Genomic DNA, 13,000 nt, shown 5'->3' with positions numbered 1-13,000 from the left:
GGAGCTGTCCAGCGGACCCGGTGCCCAGGGGCCCGAGGTGCGGGTGGGGCCCGGGGCCGGCCGGCCGGTCGGCTCGGTCGAGGAGCTGATGGAGCTGCTGCGCGCCTGCCGCGGCGCCTGGGACACCCCCGATCGCAGCGGTGATCCGGTCGATCTCCACGACCACGCGCTCCAGACCGCCCACCTGCTGCGCCGCTCGCACCCGGCCGACAAGGAGCTCCAGGTCGCGGGCCTCGTGCACGATCTCGGTCATCTGCTCCGTCCGGGTGATGACGCCGGGCACGCCGACACCGCGGCGCGGGCGGTGCGACCGCTCCTGGGCGGGCGGGTGGCAGGGCTTGTGCGCTTGCACGTGGCCGCCAAGCGCTATCTGGCCTCGGCCGAGCCGGACCGTACGCTCTCGTCGCGGAGCGCGTTGACGCTGCGCGCGCAGGGCGGGGTGATGGGGCCCGAGGAGGCGGCGGCCTTCGCGCGCGATCCGCTGGCCGAGGACGCGGTGACCCTGCGCCAGGCGGACGACGCGGGCAAGGTCGTCGGGCTGGACGCGGGGGTCATGGACGACTGGCGCGAGATCCTTGAAATCCTCGCCCGGCGGGCCGGCCGGTCCGCACACGGCGCCCGCTGACGGCGAAGGGGCGCCGCGCGGACACGCGACGCCCCTTGGGCGCGGGCTCTTCACGGCGGCCTTGGCACCCGGCCCACCAGTTGGCGGGCGCGTCGTCCTTGCTACCAGTTGGCAGGCGCGTAGTCCTTGAGGAAGACGCTGTGCAGGTCCTCGCCCAGCTCGCCGCGCACGATCGGGTCGTAGACGCGGGCCGCGCCGTCGACCAGGTCGAGCGGGGCGTGGAAGCCTTCCTCGGCGAGGCGCAGCTTGTCGTGGTGCGGGCGCTCGTCGGTGATCCAGCCGGTGTCGACCGACGTCATGAGGATCTTGTCCGTCTCGAACATCTCCTGGCCGCTGGTGCGCGTGACCATGTTCATGGCGGCCTTGGCGGCGTTGGTGTTGGGGTGTCCCGCGCCCTTGTAGCCACGGCTGAACACGCCCTCCATCGCGGACACGTTCACCACGTAGGCGCGGCCGTTCGGAGCCTTGCGGGCGGCGTCGGCCATCGCCGGGCGCAACATGCTGATCAGGATGAACGGCGCCGTGTAGTTGCACAGCTGGGTTTCCAGGAGCTCGACCGGGGAGATCTGCTCGATGGACTGCACCCAGGTGTTGGTGTCGACGACGTCCGGGAGCAGACCGCCCGCGTCCAGGGCGGTGCCGTCCTGGTACTTGGCGATGCTGGCGTTGCCCGCGACCAGGGCGAGGTCGGCGACCCGCTGGGCATCCAGGCTCGACGTGCCGACGGGGAGGGCGGTCAGGCCGTCGACCGCGCCGGAGTTGAACGCTCCGATGACGTGGTGGGCGGGGAGCTCACCGGCGGGCAGCGGGGCGCTCTCGCCGTCGACCAGGGCGGCGTAGGCGGAGGGCAGCCGGCGCACCGTCTGGGTGGCGTTGTTGATCAGGATGTCGAGCGGGCCCGCCTCGGCGGTCCGCTCGGCGAGGGCGACCGCCTGGGCCGGGTCGCGCAGGTCGATGCCCACGACTTCGAGGCGGTGCATCCACTGCGCGGAGTCCTCCATCGCCTTGAAGCGGCGGATGGCGTCCTTGGGGAAGCGCGTGGTGATGGTGGTGTGGGCGCCGTCGCGCAGCAGCCGCAGCGCGATGTACATGCCGATCTTCGCGCGGCCGCCGGTGAGCAGGGCGCGCTTGCCGGTGAGGTCGGTACGGGCGTCGCGCCGGGCCCGGTTCTCGGCGGCGCACTTCTGGCACAGCTGGTGGTAGAACGCGTCGACCTCGACGTACCGGCCCTTGCAGATGTAGCAGGAGCGCGGGCGCTGGAGTATGCCCGCGATCTCGCCGGTGACGGACGAGCTGGGCAGCAGGCCCTCGGTCTCGTCGTCGATGCGCTCGGCGGAGCCGGTCGCGGTCGCCTCGGTGACGGCCCGGTCGTGGGCGGTCTTGGCTGCCCGGCGCTCCTGGCGGCGGCGCTGCTTCACCGTGCGGTAGATGCCGGCGGTGGCGCGGCGCACGGCGATCGCGTCGGGGTGGTCGACGTCGATGGTGTCGAGCTCGGCGAGCACACTCAGGCAGAGCGCGAGCCGCTCGGGGTCGATGCCGGGGCCGAAGTCCTGGTCGACGCCCTGGGCGGGCCGCTCGTCGACACCAAGACCGTGCCCCTGGTCCTGGAAGTCCTCTGTCACCGTCATGGCCGCCGCGTCCTCGATCAGTCGTGGGATCAGTCATGGGATCAGTCGTGGATCCGTCTGGATCCGTCGTGAATACCACGATCCCAAAAGCGCCATGGTACGGAGCGAGTGGCCCCCGCACCAAACCGCCCGCCCCCGGGGCCGGGACCCGGCCGGATCACGGCATACCGTGCCACGGCGACACGAATAAGCCATGGCCGAATCCAGGGCCGTGGACAGGGATGTTCCGGCCGGGCGCTTACTCACGCCCCCACCCGCGCGCAAGGCGCGCACCCCCTCCCTTGACGCCCCTTTTGAGCTGCGGTTTTACTGAAAGTCCGATATCTGGGACGACTTTGGTCGTACGCCCCTACTCCTCCTGGAGTACGGCGCATTCGGTGCTCAGGGACGACGACACGGGGTCGACAACGAGACATCGTGGGAGTCATGAGCGCCCTGGTCCTGGCCGTGCTGCTGTCCCTGGTCTCCGCCGTCGCGTATGCGGCGGCGGCGATCATTCAGGAGCGCGTCGCCGCGGCCGGCCCGGGCCGCGCGTACGCTCCCGTCCGCCGTCCGGCCTGGTGGGGATCGGTCGGGCTCAATGGGCTCGGCGCGACGCTGCACGTGGCGGCCCTGGCGTTCGGGCCGCTGACGCTGGTGCAGCCGATGGGCGCGCTGACCATCGTCTTCGCGCTGCCGATGGCGGCGGTCTTCGCCCACCGAAGGGCCGGGGGTGCCGCGTGGCGTGGAGCCGTCCTGGCCACGGCGGGTCTGGCGGGTCTGCTGGCGCTGACCAAGGGGGCGGACGCCGACGCGCTGGCCACGGGGTCGCGGCTGGTGCTTGCCGCCGCCGGGTTCGGCGCGGTGGCGGCGCTGTTCGTGACGTCCAGGGCGCCGCGCCGGGCAGCCACCCGCAGCGTCCTGCTCGCCGCTGCGGCGGGCACCGCCTTCGGCCTCGCCTCGGTGTTCACCAAGTCCGTCGCCGAGGACTGGCAGTCGGGACTCCCCCTCGGCGAGGTGCCCCTGCTGTTCGTCGTGGCCGGGTTCGCGGCCACGGGGCTGCTGCTCTCCCAGGCCTCCTACCGCGGCGCGGGCCTCGCGGCGCCGCTCGCGACGGTCACCGTCGTCAACCCGGTGGTCGCCGCCGCCATCGGTCTCTGTCTGTTCGGCGAGTCCTTCCGGTACGGGACGGCGGGCACCGCGCTCGCCCTCGGCTTCGGCGTGGTGGCGGCGGGCGGCCTTGTCCTGCTCACCACGCGGCGGCCCGGCGCCGCCCGGCCGGACAAGCCGGTCATGACCTCGGGCGCGCCCGGCGCCCCGGCCCGTGAACGCCAGGGCGACCACCCGGATCAGACCGCGACGCCGCCCGCCCTCAGATAGGCCAGCGGGTCCACGTCCGAGCCGTAGGCGGGTCCGGTCCGTACCTCGAAGTGCAGATGGGGCCCGGTCACATGGCCCGTCGCGCCCGAACGGCCGATCCGCTGGCCGGTGTTGACCTTCTGGCCCGCCTTCACGGTGAGCGCGGACAGATGCGCGTACTGGCTGTAGCGGCCGTCGGGATGGTGGATCACCACCTGGTATCCGTACGCACCGCCCCAGCCGGCCTCCACGACCGTGCCCGAGGTGACCGCCTTGACCGATGTGCCGGTGGAGACGGGGAAGTCGACGCCGGTGTGATAGCCGCTGGCCCAGGACGAACCGGCCCGGTGGTAGGGGGTGCTGGGGTGCGCGTCGACCGGCGCGGTGAACGTTTTTTCGGCCGACGTGGCGGGCTTCTTCGCCACCGGCTTGGCGGCGGGTGGCCTGGCCGCCGGCTTCGGCGCGCTCCTGGGCGGAGCCGTCGGCTTCGCGGGGGCGGCGCCGGGCAGCGTGAGGCGCTGACCGGGACGGATGAGGTCGGGGTCGGCGCCGATGACCGTACGGTTCTCGGCGTACAGGTGCGGCCAGCCGCCCTGGACGCGCTCGCGCTCGGCGATCTCGGACAGCGAGTCGCCGTGCAGCACGGTGTACGACTCCCGTGGGCCCGGCACCTTGGTCGGACTCGCCTGCTCGGCCTTCTTCGGGGCGGCCGGCTTGGCGGCGGGCGCCTTGGTCGCGGTGTGAGCGGCGGCGCGGGTCGCGGTGTGGGCGGCGGCCGGCTTGATCTCGGTGCGGCGCTGCGTCGTCGTGGTCAGCTGGGGGGCCGAGCCGCCCCGGGACAGACCCGCCTCACCCGAGCAGACCGGCCAGGCGCCGGGCCCCTGCCCCCTGAGCACCTGCTCGGCGACGGCGATCTGCTGGTCGCGGGTGGCCAGATCCGCGCGCGGCGCGTACCGGTGGCCGCCGTACGCCGCCCAGGTGGACTGGGTGAACTGGAGCCCGCCGTAGAAGCCGTTGCCCGTGTTGACGTGCCAGTTGCCGGTGGACTCGCAGGCGGCGACCTTGTTCCACACATCGACGGACGCGGCGTCGGCGGCGCCCGCGGCGATCAGTGGAAGGGCGATGCCCACCCCGCCGGCCGTCACCGTCAAGGAAGCCTGGTTGATCCGGCTCGGCTGATACCGGCGGTGCCGGCCGCGTAAGGCCATGAGTCCCCCTCGAAGGCATCAAGAGCCGCCAAAATAGGGGCTGCCAACTGGCCATGACAAGGGGTCGGACGAACGGAGGCCACGCCCTGGTCCGGGCGGGACTTACGGCGCCCGTGTCGGGAATCGAGTCCGTGCCGTCTGACGTGGTGCGTTCCGTAGGGTGGATGGCAACCGCGCGTCGTGACGGTTGCTCGTGGCGCCGCGAACCCCGAGGATCCAGGAGCACACGCATGAGTGGAACAGCCCAGATCGGCGTCACCGGACTCGCGGTCATGGGACGCAACCTCGCCCGTAACTTCGCGCGCAACGGTCTCACGGTCGCCGTGCACAACCGGACGGCCGCCAAGACCCGCGCGCTGGTCGACGAGTTCGGCTCCGAGGGCACTTTCGTCGCGGCCGAGACACCGCGGGACTTCGTGGCCGCCCTGGAGCGGCCGCGCCGGCTCGTCATCATGGTCAAGGCGGGCGAGCCGACGGACGCGGTGATCCAGGAGTTCGCGCCGCTCCTCGAAGAGGGCGACGTCATCATCGACGGCGGCAACGCGCACTTCGAGGACACGCGCAGGCGCGAGCGCGAACTGCGCGAGCGCGGCATCCACTTCGTCGGCGTCGGCATCTCGGGCGGCGAGGAGGGCGCCCTGAACGGGCCGAGCATCATGCCCGGCGGCTCCGCGGAATCCTATGACTCCCTCGGCCCGCTCCTGGAGCGGATCGCGGCGAAGGCCCCGGACGGCGCCCCGTGCGTCACCCACGTGGGACCGGACGGCGCGGGCCACTTCGTGAAGATGGTCCACAACGGCATCGAGTACGCCGACATGCAGCTCATCGCGGAGGCGTACCACCTGCTGCGTACGGTCGCGGGCTACTCCCCCCAGAAGATCGCCGAAACGTTCCGCGGCTGGAACACCGGCCGCCTCGACTCGTATCTGATCGAGATCACGGCCGAGGTGCTGGCCCATGTCGACGCGGCGACCGGGAAGCCGTTCGTCGATGTGGTCCAGGACCAGGCGGAGCAGAAGGGCACCGGCCGCTGGACCGTGCAGATCGCGCTCGACCTCGGTGTGCCGGTGTCGGGCATCGCCGAGGCCGTGTTCGCCCGCTCGCTCTCGGGCCACGCCGAACTGAGGGAAGCCGCCCGTGCGTTGAGCGGCCCCACGGTCGCCCCGCTGGAGGAGAAGGAGGCCGCGGCCTTCGCCGACCAGGTCGAGCAGGCGTTGTACGCGTCCAAGATCGTCTCGTACACGCAGGGCTTCCACCAGGTCCAGGCCGGCAGCCAGAACTACGACTGGGACGTCGACCCCGGCGCGGTGGCGGCGATCTGGCGCGCGGGCTGCATCATCAGGGCCGCGTTCCTCGACCGCATCCGGGCCGCCTACGACACCCAGCCCGACCTGCCGAGCCTGCTCTCGGACAAGGGGTTTCGCGACGAGATCGGCGCGGCGCAGGACGACTGGCGCGCGGTGATCGTGGCGGCGGCCCGCCAGGGCGTTCCGGTGCCCGGCTTCTCTGCGGCGCTCGCCTACTACGACGCGCTGCGCGCCGAGCGGCTTCCGGCAGCGCTCACGCAGGGCCAGCGCGACTTCTTCGGCGCGCACACCTACCGGCGCACGGACCGGGAGGGCTCGTTCCACACGCTGTGGGGCGGGGACCGCTCGGAGCAGAGCGCGGGCTGAGGGCGCCGGGCCGGAGAGGGCCCGGGCCGGAGAGGCCGGGGCAGGCACCGGCTGACCGGCGCCTGTTCCCCGGCGGCTCCCCGGACCCTCAGCCGGCGGGCTCGGGCTGGGGCGGACCCGGCACGGGGTCGGGGCCCGGGGGCTGCGGTACCGGGTCGGGCAGATCCGGGTCCGGGTCCGGCCTCGGCGGTTGCGGATCGGGTCCCGGGCTCGGCGGCACCGGACCCGGGCCGGGACCGGGCCTCGGCGGCACGGGGTCGGGGCCCGGGCCGGGGCCAGGACCCGGCAGCGGGCCCGGTTGGGGGTCGGGCAGCGGCGTGGGCCACGGCGGAGAGGGTTCCGGGTGCGGCACGGTCATGGTCGGCCTCCTCGTTCGAGTCCAGCTTCACCTGCGCGCGTGCCCGGCGCCCGCCGGTTCAACCCGTCCGGGTCAGGCCTCGGGGACCTGTACCTGTCGCGGGCCGGTCAGGTGAGCCCCGTACGAGCGCGCCAATTCCGCCGCCGCGCGCAGGCCGAGCCGGGGGCTGGCCAGGACGGGGACGCCGAGCGTGGTGAGTGCGGCGGCGGGAGCCATCGAGGCCTGCGCCAGCACGACGACATCGACGTCGAGCAGCGCGTCAACGGTCCTGGCGATCTCGTCGTGGTACGCCCGCGTGTCACCGGCCTCGAAGTGCTGCCAGGCGCGGTCGGCCAGGACCAGCCGCAGGACGGGCGACGACGCGGTGGCGCGTACGGCGGCCGGGGCATGCGCCGGGGCCGGGGCATGCGCCGGGGCCGGGGCATGCGCCGGGGCCGGGGCATGCGCCGGGGCCGGGGCATGTTCGGAGCCCGGGGCGTGTTCGGAGCCCGGGGCATGTTCGGAGCCCGGGGGGTGGGCCGGGCCGGCGCGGCCGGGTGGGGCCGGAACGTCGGCGTCCGCGCCCCGGGCCCGCCGCTGGGCTCCCGGCCCCCTGGCCAGGACCGGCGGCTGGTCTCCCTGCTCCGGGGCCGTCGCCGGCGTCCGGGCGTCGGCCTCCTCGCGGATCAGCGCCGCCGTCGGCTCCAAGGTGGACGCGAGAGCGGCCACCACGGCGATGCGGTCGCCGAGCGCGACGGCGGCCGAGGCCATCGGCCGGTCCACCCGGAGCACGGGAACCCCGAGCGAGGCGGCGGCCGCCTCGGCAACGGCCCCGATGGTGGAGCAGGTGCACAGGACCGCGTCCGCGCCCTGGGCCACCGCGTCGGTCAGGACGGCCCGCACTGCCCCGGCCACCGCGTCTGGCCCCAACTCCCGCGCACGGCTGAGCAGTTGCTCGTCCACGAGATGGCGCAGCTCGAGGCCGGGGGCATCCTCGTCGCGCAGGGCGTCGAAGACGGGGACATGGACGGGCGAGGTGTGCAGCAGGGCGAGCGTGGTCATGCGAGCTCCGGGTGCGCGGCGACCGCGGCCCAGGCCGCCTCGACCAGTTCGGCCGGGGCGACGGGCGCTTCGTCCGGGTGACGCCCGGCCCGGTCGGCGGCGTACGGGCAGAGCGGCACGACGAAGACGCCCTCGCGCCCGGCCATGGCGTAGAGCTCCCGCACCAGCGCGCCCGCGATCCCCTTGCCCTCGTGCGCGGGTTCGACGACGGTGTGCACCGCCACGAGCGCGGGCTTTGGCGCATCGAGGGCAAGGGGATCGAGGACAAGGTAAACGACGCGTTCGTCCTCGAACGCCTCCAGGATGCCTCGGGGGCGGTCGTCGCGGATCTGTGCCACGGGTACGGGGGCCTCTTCTCCTCGCGTTCTCCTCGTGCCGACACCGGGCTGCCGGGCCCCGCTGGCCGGGGCACGGCCGGATCAGCTCTGCGGGCTGGGGATCCGCGCGTGCGGGCTGCGCCGCTGGTCGCTGCCGGGCACGGGCGCGGACGCGTCGGTGCCGAGCTCGACGATCCGGTTGGCGCCGTCGACATGCACCACGCTGGGCTTGAACGCGCGGGCCTCGACGTCGTCGACCTGGGCGTAACTGATGAGGATCACCAGGTCCCCCGGGTGCACGAGGTGGGCCGCCGCGCCATTGATGCCGATGACACCGGAACCGCGCTCGCCCTCGATGACGTACGTCTCCAGGCGGTTGCCGTTGTCGATGTCGACGATGTGCACCAGCTCACCGGGGAGCAGGTCGGCGGCATCCATCAGATCGGCGTCCACGGTGACGGAGCCCACGTAATGCAGGTCCGCGTGGGTCACGGTGGCTCGGTGGATCTTGGATTTGAACATCGTACGTATCATCGAGGTACTCCTGGACATAGGCTCCCTGCCTGCGTTTTTGCAGGTCAAGGGCGGTTTCCCACTGTACAACGCGGACGCGCGCCGGGCAGGGCCCACAGCGGTCCCCACGACGGCACGGACCACCCTACGCAGCACTGGCGGAACGGCGCCCGTGATCACCGTCACTCCGGTGGTCCCCGATGCCCGTCGAGAGCGCGTCGGGAGCATGTCGGGGGCCCGGTGTACGCGACCGGTGCGGTTGTATGCGACCCGTTCGGTGTACGCGACCGCTTCGGCAGCCGGCCTGAGTGCGGACGCCTGCTGGAGCGCCTCAGCCGTCTCGGTCCGTCTCAGCCGGCCGGCTCCTCGTCGGGCTCGGTGCGGTCCCTCGCGCGGCGGCCGACCACCGCTGCGGCCGCCACCGCGCTGCCGAGGAAGGCGAGGGCGACCGTCCAGGGCTGGTCGATCACGTGGTCCGTGGCGTGGTCGAGGGAGTAGCGGCCGGCTCCCGCCAGGCCGATTGCCGCGGCGGTGAAGCCGAGGAACGCCGGGTACTCGAACCCGCCGCCCTGGGCGAAGAAGCCGGCCGGGGCGTGGACGGAGACCGCGCCCGCCATGGCGCCTGCCGCGGCGGCTCCCGCCGCCGGGGTGGCGAGGCCGAGGGCCAGCAGTGCGCCGCCGCCCATCTCTCCGAGACCGGCGGCGACAGCGCTCTGCTTGCCCGGGCGGAAGCCCATGTGTTCCATGGCGAGCGCCGTGCCTTCGAGCCCGCCGCCGCCGAAGCAACCGAAGAGCTTCTGGGCGCCGTGCGCCATCAGGACCGCGCCGGTGCCGGTCCGCAGCACGAGCAGTCCGAGGTCACGTCGGTTGAGGCAGGTCATGGGTTCTCCCGGAGCGTGGGGCCGATGGGCTCGGGACCAGTCTCAGGCGCGCACCCGGGCGACCCTCAGCGATGCTGGGCCGTACGGGGCGGGGGCGTGCGGGGACGGGCACGTGCGGGGCTGGCACGTACGGGGACGGGGCGTGCGGGGGTGTGTCCTGGGCCCGGCGCGCGGCACGGCTTACAACGCCCTGGGCGCGACCGAGTTAGGCCACGTGCGGGGGTCGCCGCGCGACCGGGTGGAGGGGACGGGGGTCGCCACGCGACCGGGTGGACGGGACGTGCGGCTCTGGGGCCGGCCGAGCGCGCCCCGGCATGCGTCGGCGCCGGACGTGCGGTGCACCGAGGTCACCGGCGTCATGGGGGTCAGCGGGCCACCCCGTTCCGGCCGTGGTCAGCGGCCAGTCTCACCCTGGGCCGTCTCGATGCCGCCGTGCAGATCCGCCGCCGCCTCGATCGCCGACGCGGCCGAGACGCACAGACAGCCCAGCAGGACGGCGCCTATCAGCCGGGCACCGCGCGCGCGGGCCTTGCCGGTCGCGGGGCGCCGGTCGAGCAGGGCGGCCACCCGGCGCGGCACCGGTCCCGCCGCCGCGGCGAGCACCGCGCGGGGCCGGGGCGCGGCGACGCGGGAGGCGAGGGCGGCGCGGCCGATCGCGCGTGCGGCGAGGCGGCGGTCGCCCACGGCCGATGCGGCGTACTCGTCGGCGGACCGCTCCAGGGCGAAGGCGAGGGGGGCGCGCAGCGAACGCAGCGCGGGGTGGCAGTGCCCGGCGAGCTCGGCGGCGGCGAGGAACAGGTGGTGCCGGCCCAGGAGGTGGGCCCGCTCGTGGGCGAAGAGGGCTTCGCGCTCGGCGGGACCGAGGGCGCCCAGCATGCCGGTGGTGACGACGATCCGTCCCGGGCGCCCCGGCAGCGCGTACGCGTCCGGATTCTGGTCCCGCAGCACCGCGAGCTCGCCGGTGGCCGGGCCCAACTGGGCGCGGGCGGCGCCCAGTTCGGCGAGGTGACGCCGGGCGGCGCGCACCAGTGACGCGACCGTGAGGGCGACAAGTCCGGCGGCGGTGACGGCGGCGGGGAAGCCGAGCCAGGCGGGAAGCGCGTCGAGCGGCGCCGTCAGCTTTCCGAGCGAGGCGAAGAACGGCAGCCGGAGCGCTCCGGCCAGCGCGATCAGACCGAGGGCGGCGGTCGAGCAGGCGGCGAGACCGGTGGCCGTGGCCGCGAGCAGCCAGCCGGCCGGCCGGGGCGGCAGCGCGTCGGCGAGCCGGCGGGCCGCGGGCGCCGCGAGGAAGGGCACGGCGAGCGGGATCCACACCCAGAAGATCATTGGCCGTCGCCTCCGGACTCGTCGAGCAGGGCGCGCAGCAGCCGCTCGTCCTCGTCGCCGAGCTGGGAGACGAAGCGGGCGAGGACGGTGGAGCGGTCGCCCTCCTTCGCCAGCTCGGTGTGCATGCGGCGGGCGGTCAGGCCCGGCGCGTCCTCGGTGGGCGTGTACGCGTAACCGCGTCCGACGCGCCGACGGGTGACCGCGCCCTTGTCGTACAGACGGGTCAGGATCGTCGTCACCGTGGTGCGGGCCAGGTCACCCCCGAGTCCGGCCTGGACCTCGGCGGCTGTGCGCGGCGCTCCTGCGGCCCAGAGCGCGGCGAGCACTCCGGCCTCCAGCTCTCCCGAGGGGCGTCTCGACTCCCCGTGCCCGGTGTCTCCCCTGACCGCCATGGGGCACTCCTCCCGCCTCATTCGTCTACAGTGCTGTAGACCGCCTACTTCACTGTAGTCAGCCGAGCCGCCCGTCCCCGGGACGAGCGGCCCGACCACCATTATGGGAGGGCCCACTGACATGGCTGTCGCACCCCTGTTCGCAGCCTCGGCCCCAGCGGCCGTGAACGTCCTCGACGCGGGCTCACTGCTGTCCGCGTTCGGGGCCATCGGCATCGCCGTGGTGCTCTTCGCCGAGACCGGTCTGCTCGTGGGTTTCCTCCTGCCGGGAGACTCCCTGTTGTTCACCGCGGGCCTGCTCTGCGTGCCGGGCGGCAACGGGCCCGTCTCACTCTCGCTCCCCCAGGTCCTGATCTGCTCGGTGGCCGGCGCCCTGGCCGGCGCCCAGGTGGGGTACTGGATCGGCCGACGTGGCGGCCGCGCCCTGCTGGCCCGCAGCAAGTCGCGCAAACTGCATGAGGGCGCGGCTCGCGCCGAGGAACTGCTCGCCAAGTACGGGCACGCGAAGGCGATCGTGCTCGCGCGCTTCGTGCCGATCGTCCGCACGGTGCTCAACCCCCTCGCGGGCGCCCTGGACGTACCGGCCCGCGTGTTCGCCCTCTGGCAGATCGCGGGCGGCCTCGTGTGGACCTGCGCGCTGGTGCTCGGCGGTTACGCGCTCGGTTCGTCCGTGCCCAACATCGACCGCTACCTGCTGCCGCTGGTCGCGCTGGTCGTCGCCGTCTCGCTCACTCCGGTCGTCCTGGAGGTGCTGCGCGCCCGACGCGCTCGTGCGCGCACCGAGGACGCCCGGTGATGGGCGCGGGGTCCCCTGGCGCGTGCCGCGTGACCGCGCGATGACGAGGGTCCGGCGCACGGGCGCGGCGGCCGGCCTCCTGCTCGCGCTTCTCGTCCTGCTCACGGTGACCGTCGCTGTACGCCACGGGGCGCCGCTGCCCGGCGACCGCGCCCTGCACCACTGGCCCCTCGCCCACCGGCCGCCGGTCGCCGTGGCCACCGCGCGCGCCATCACGGCGACCGGGACCGGCGTCGTGCCCTACGTCCTGGCCGTGGTCGCGGGCCTGATCGCGGGCCGTGGCCGCAAGGGGCGTCGGTACGCGGTGGCCGGCGTACTCGCGGTGCTCGCACTCGGCCAGGTGGTGCGCTACGGCCTGATGGCGGCGGTGGCCCGGCCGCGCCCCGCCGCCGTGGACTGGGCGACCACGGCGTCGGGCCACTCCTTCCCCTCGGGACACACCACCACGAGCGCCCTCACCGCCGGGCTGCTCGCCTGGGCGGTGGTGACCCGCTCCGGCCGCTCGGCCGCCCGTCCCACGATCGCCGTGCTGTCCCTGTGGGCGGTGGCCGTCGGGCTCTCCCGGGTCTACCTCGGGGTGCACTGGGCGAGCGACGTGCTGGGCGGCTGGCTGTTCGCCTCACTGTGGCTCTGCCTCGCCGCGCTCGCCACGACGCCCGGCGTGCTGATCGTGCGCCGGCGCGGGGCCGAACCGTCCGCGCGCGCCGCCGGGACCGACCCGGACGCGACCGCGCCCCCTGGGGGCGGCAACTCCCGGGACATACAAGCGGGTTGAGTCGGCTCAACAGCGGCGCGACAAGACGGCCGCCGCGGTCGAGGTCCCCCCGCCGGTCTCCGCGCCGGTCTCCGCGCCCGTTCCACGCCGGTCTCCCCGCCGCTCTCCGCGCAAGGCCGGCGAGTGGCG

The 13,000-nt window shown here is 74.2% G+C and carries 12 protein-coding genes and 1 pseudogene; 5 read left to right on the top strand and 8 right to left on the bottom strand.

The features are described 5' to 3' along the window. Positions 1-88 precede the first annotated feature (88 nt). Positions 89-625, top strand: a complete 537-nt coding sequence (locus tag ABR738_RS34055) for an inositol oxygenase family protein (RefSeq protein WP_350234865.1) — start codon at positions 89-91, stop codon at positions 623-625. A gap of 101 nt (positions 626-726) precedes the next feature. Here the strand turns inward: ABR738_RS34055 and ABR738_RS34050 are convergent, their stop codons facing one another. Beyond that, on the bottom strand, positions 727-2,253 hold the full coding sequence (locus tag ABR738_RS34050; RefSeq protein WP_350233781.1) for an SDR family NAD(P)-dependent oxidoreductase: 1,527 nt from the start codon (positions 2,251-2,253) through the stop codon (positions 727-729). Between the two features lie 426 nt (positions 2,254-2,679). Here ABR738_RS34050 and ABR738_RS34045 point away from each other — a divergent pair, with 426 nt between their 5' ends. Continuing rightward, on the top strand, positions 2,680-3,612 hold the full coding sequence (locus ABR738_RS34045) for a DMT family transporter (protein WP_502964190.1): 933 nt from the start codon (positions 2,680-2,682) through the stop codon (positions 3,610-3,612). Here ABR738_RS34045 and ABR738_RS34040 read toward each other — a convergent pair. Continuing rightward, the gene (locus tag ABR738_RS34040) at positions 3,582-4,799 is read right to left on the bottom strand and encodes a transglycosylase family protein (RefSeq protein ID WP_350233780.1); all 1,218 of its coding nucleotides are present in this window, start codon (positions 4,797-4,799) and stop codon (positions 3,582-3,584) included. The genes ABR738_RS34045 and ABR738_RS34040 overlap by 31 nt on opposite strands. Positions 4,800-5,029: 230 nt before the next feature. Here ABR738_RS34040 and gnd point away from each other — a divergent pair, with 230 nt between their 5' ends. Then, positions 5,030-6,472: an NADP-dependent phosphogluconate dehydrogenase gene (gnd, locus tag ABR738_RS34035; RefSeq protein ID WP_350233779.1), complete on the top strand. Its 1,443-nt coding sequence runs from the start codon at positions 5,030-5,032 to the stop codon at positions 6,470-6,472. Between the two features lie 1,009 nt (positions 6,473-7,481). Here the strand turns inward: gnd and ABR738_RS34030 are convergent. The 6 genes and pseudogenes from ABR738_RS34030 to ABR738_RS34005 form a co-directional block, all read right to left on the bottom strand. Continuing rightward, positions 7,482-7,871, bottom strand: a pseudogene (locus ABR738_RS34030) (aspartate/glutamate racemase family protein); the annotation flags it as partial. Then, complete coding sequence (locus ABR738_RS34025; RefSeq protein ID WP_350233778.1) at positions 7,868-8,209, bottom strand: GNAT family N-acetyltransferase; 342 nt, start codon at positions 8,207-8,209, stop codon at positions 7,868-7,870. The gene ABR738_RS34025 and the pseudogene ABR738_RS34030, both read right to left, overlap by 4 nt. An 81-nt stretch (positions 8,210-8,290) precedes the next feature. After that, positions 8,291-8,722, bottom strand: coding sequence for an aspartate 1-decarboxylase (gene panD, locus ABR738_RS34020; RefSeq protein ID WP_350233777.1), 432 nt, complete (start codon positions 8,720-8,722; stop codon positions 8,291-8,293). A gap of 329 nt (positions 8,723-9,051) precedes the next feature. After that, the gene (locus ABR738_RS34015) at positions 9,052-9,582 is read right to left on the bottom strand and encodes a DoxX family protein (protein WP_350233776.1); all 531 of its coding nucleotides are present in this window, start codon (positions 9,580-9,582) and stop codon (positions 9,052-9,054) included. A 393-nt stretch (positions 9,583-9,975) separates the two neighbouring features. Continuing rightward, positions 9,976-10,908 (bottom strand): M56 family metallopeptidase, encoded by a 933-nt coding sequence (locus ABR738_RS34010; RefSeq protein ID WP_350233775.1) that lies wholly within the window; start codon positions 10,906-10,908, stop codon positions 9,976-9,978. After that, entirely contained in the window at positions 10,905-11,300 is a 396-nt protein-coding gene (locus tag ABR738_RS34005; protein ID WP_350233774.1) for a BlaI/MecI/CopY family transcriptional regulator, read from the bottom strand. Before ABR738_RS34005 ends, ABR738_RS34010 begins: the two co-directional genes overlap by 4 nt. Positions 11,301-11,421: 121 nt before the next feature. Between ABR738_RS34005 and ABR738_RS34000 the strand changes: the two genes are divergently transcribed. Together ABR738_RS34000 and ABR738_RS33995 are read left to right on the top strand one after the other, a co-directional pair. Continuing rightward, a complete protein-coding gene (locus ABR738_RS34000) occupies positions 11,422-12,096 on the top strand; it encodes a DedA family protein (RefSeq protein ID WP_350233773.1) in 675 nt (224 codons plus the stop codon). A gap of 40 nt (positions 12,097-12,136) precedes the next feature. Continuing rightward, positions 12,137-12,871 carry a phosphatase PAP2 family protein gene (locus tag ABR738_RS33995; protein WP_350233772.1) on the top strand — a complete coding sequence of 245 codons (735 nt, stop codon included), beginning with the start codon at positions 12,137-12,139 and terminating at the stop codon, positions 12,869-12,871. The last annotated feature ends 129 nt before the right edge of the window (positions 12,872-13,000 follow it).

The sequence above is a fragment of the Streptomyces sp. Edi4 genome (assembly GCF_040253615.1).
Classification (GTDB): Bacteria; Actinomycetota; Actinomycetes; order Streptomycetales; family Streptomycetaceae; genus Streptomyces.
The sequence above is the reverse complement of the archived record's forward strand: the minus strand, read 5'-3'. Positions and strand labels throughout refer to the sequence as shown.

Coding starts and splice junctions, on each gene's coding strand:
- ABR738_RS34055 (WP_350234865.1), top strand. CDS start 89: ATGGAGCTGCTGCGCGCCTGCCGCGGCGCCTGGGACACCCCCGATCGC.
- ABR738_RS34050 (WP_350233781.1), bottom strand. CDS start 2,253: ATGACGGTGACAGAGGACTTCCAGGACCAGGGGCACGGTCTTGGTGTC.
- ABR738_RS34045 (WP_502964190.1), top strand. CDS start 2,680: ATGAGCGCCCTGGTCCTGGCCGTGCTGCTGTCCCTGGTCTCCGCCGTC.
- ABR738_RS34040 (WP_350233780.1), bottom strand. CDS start 4,799: ATGGCCTTACGCGGCCGGCACCGCCGGTATCAGCCGAGCCGGATCAAC.
- gnd (WP_350233779.1), top strand. CDS start 5,030: ATGAGTGGAACAGCCCAGATCGGCGTCACCGGACTCGCGGTCATGGGA.
- panD (WP_350233777.1), bottom strand. CDS start 8,722: ATGATACGTACGATGTTCAAATCCAAGATCCACCGAGCCACCGTGACC.
- ABR738_RS34015 (WP_350233776.1), bottom strand. CDS start 9,582: ATGACCTGCCTCAACCGACGTGACCTCGGACTGCTCGTGCTGCGGACC.
- ABR738_RS34010 (WP_350233775.1), bottom strand. CDS start 10,908: ATGATCTTCTGGGTGTGGATCCCGCTCGCCGTGCCCTTCCTCGCGGCG.
- ABR738_RS34005 (WP_350233774.1), bottom strand. CDS start 11,300: ATGGCGGTCAGGGGAGACACCGGGCACGGGGAGTCGAGACGCCCCTCG.
- ABR738_RS34000 (WP_350233773.1), top strand. CDS start 11,422: ATGGCTGTCGCACCCCTGTTCGCAGCCTCGGCCCCAGCGGCCGTGAAC.
- ABR738_RS33995 (WP_350233772.1), top strand. CDS start 12,137: ATGACGAGGGTCCGGCGCACGGGCGCGGCGGCCGGCCTCCTGCTCGCG.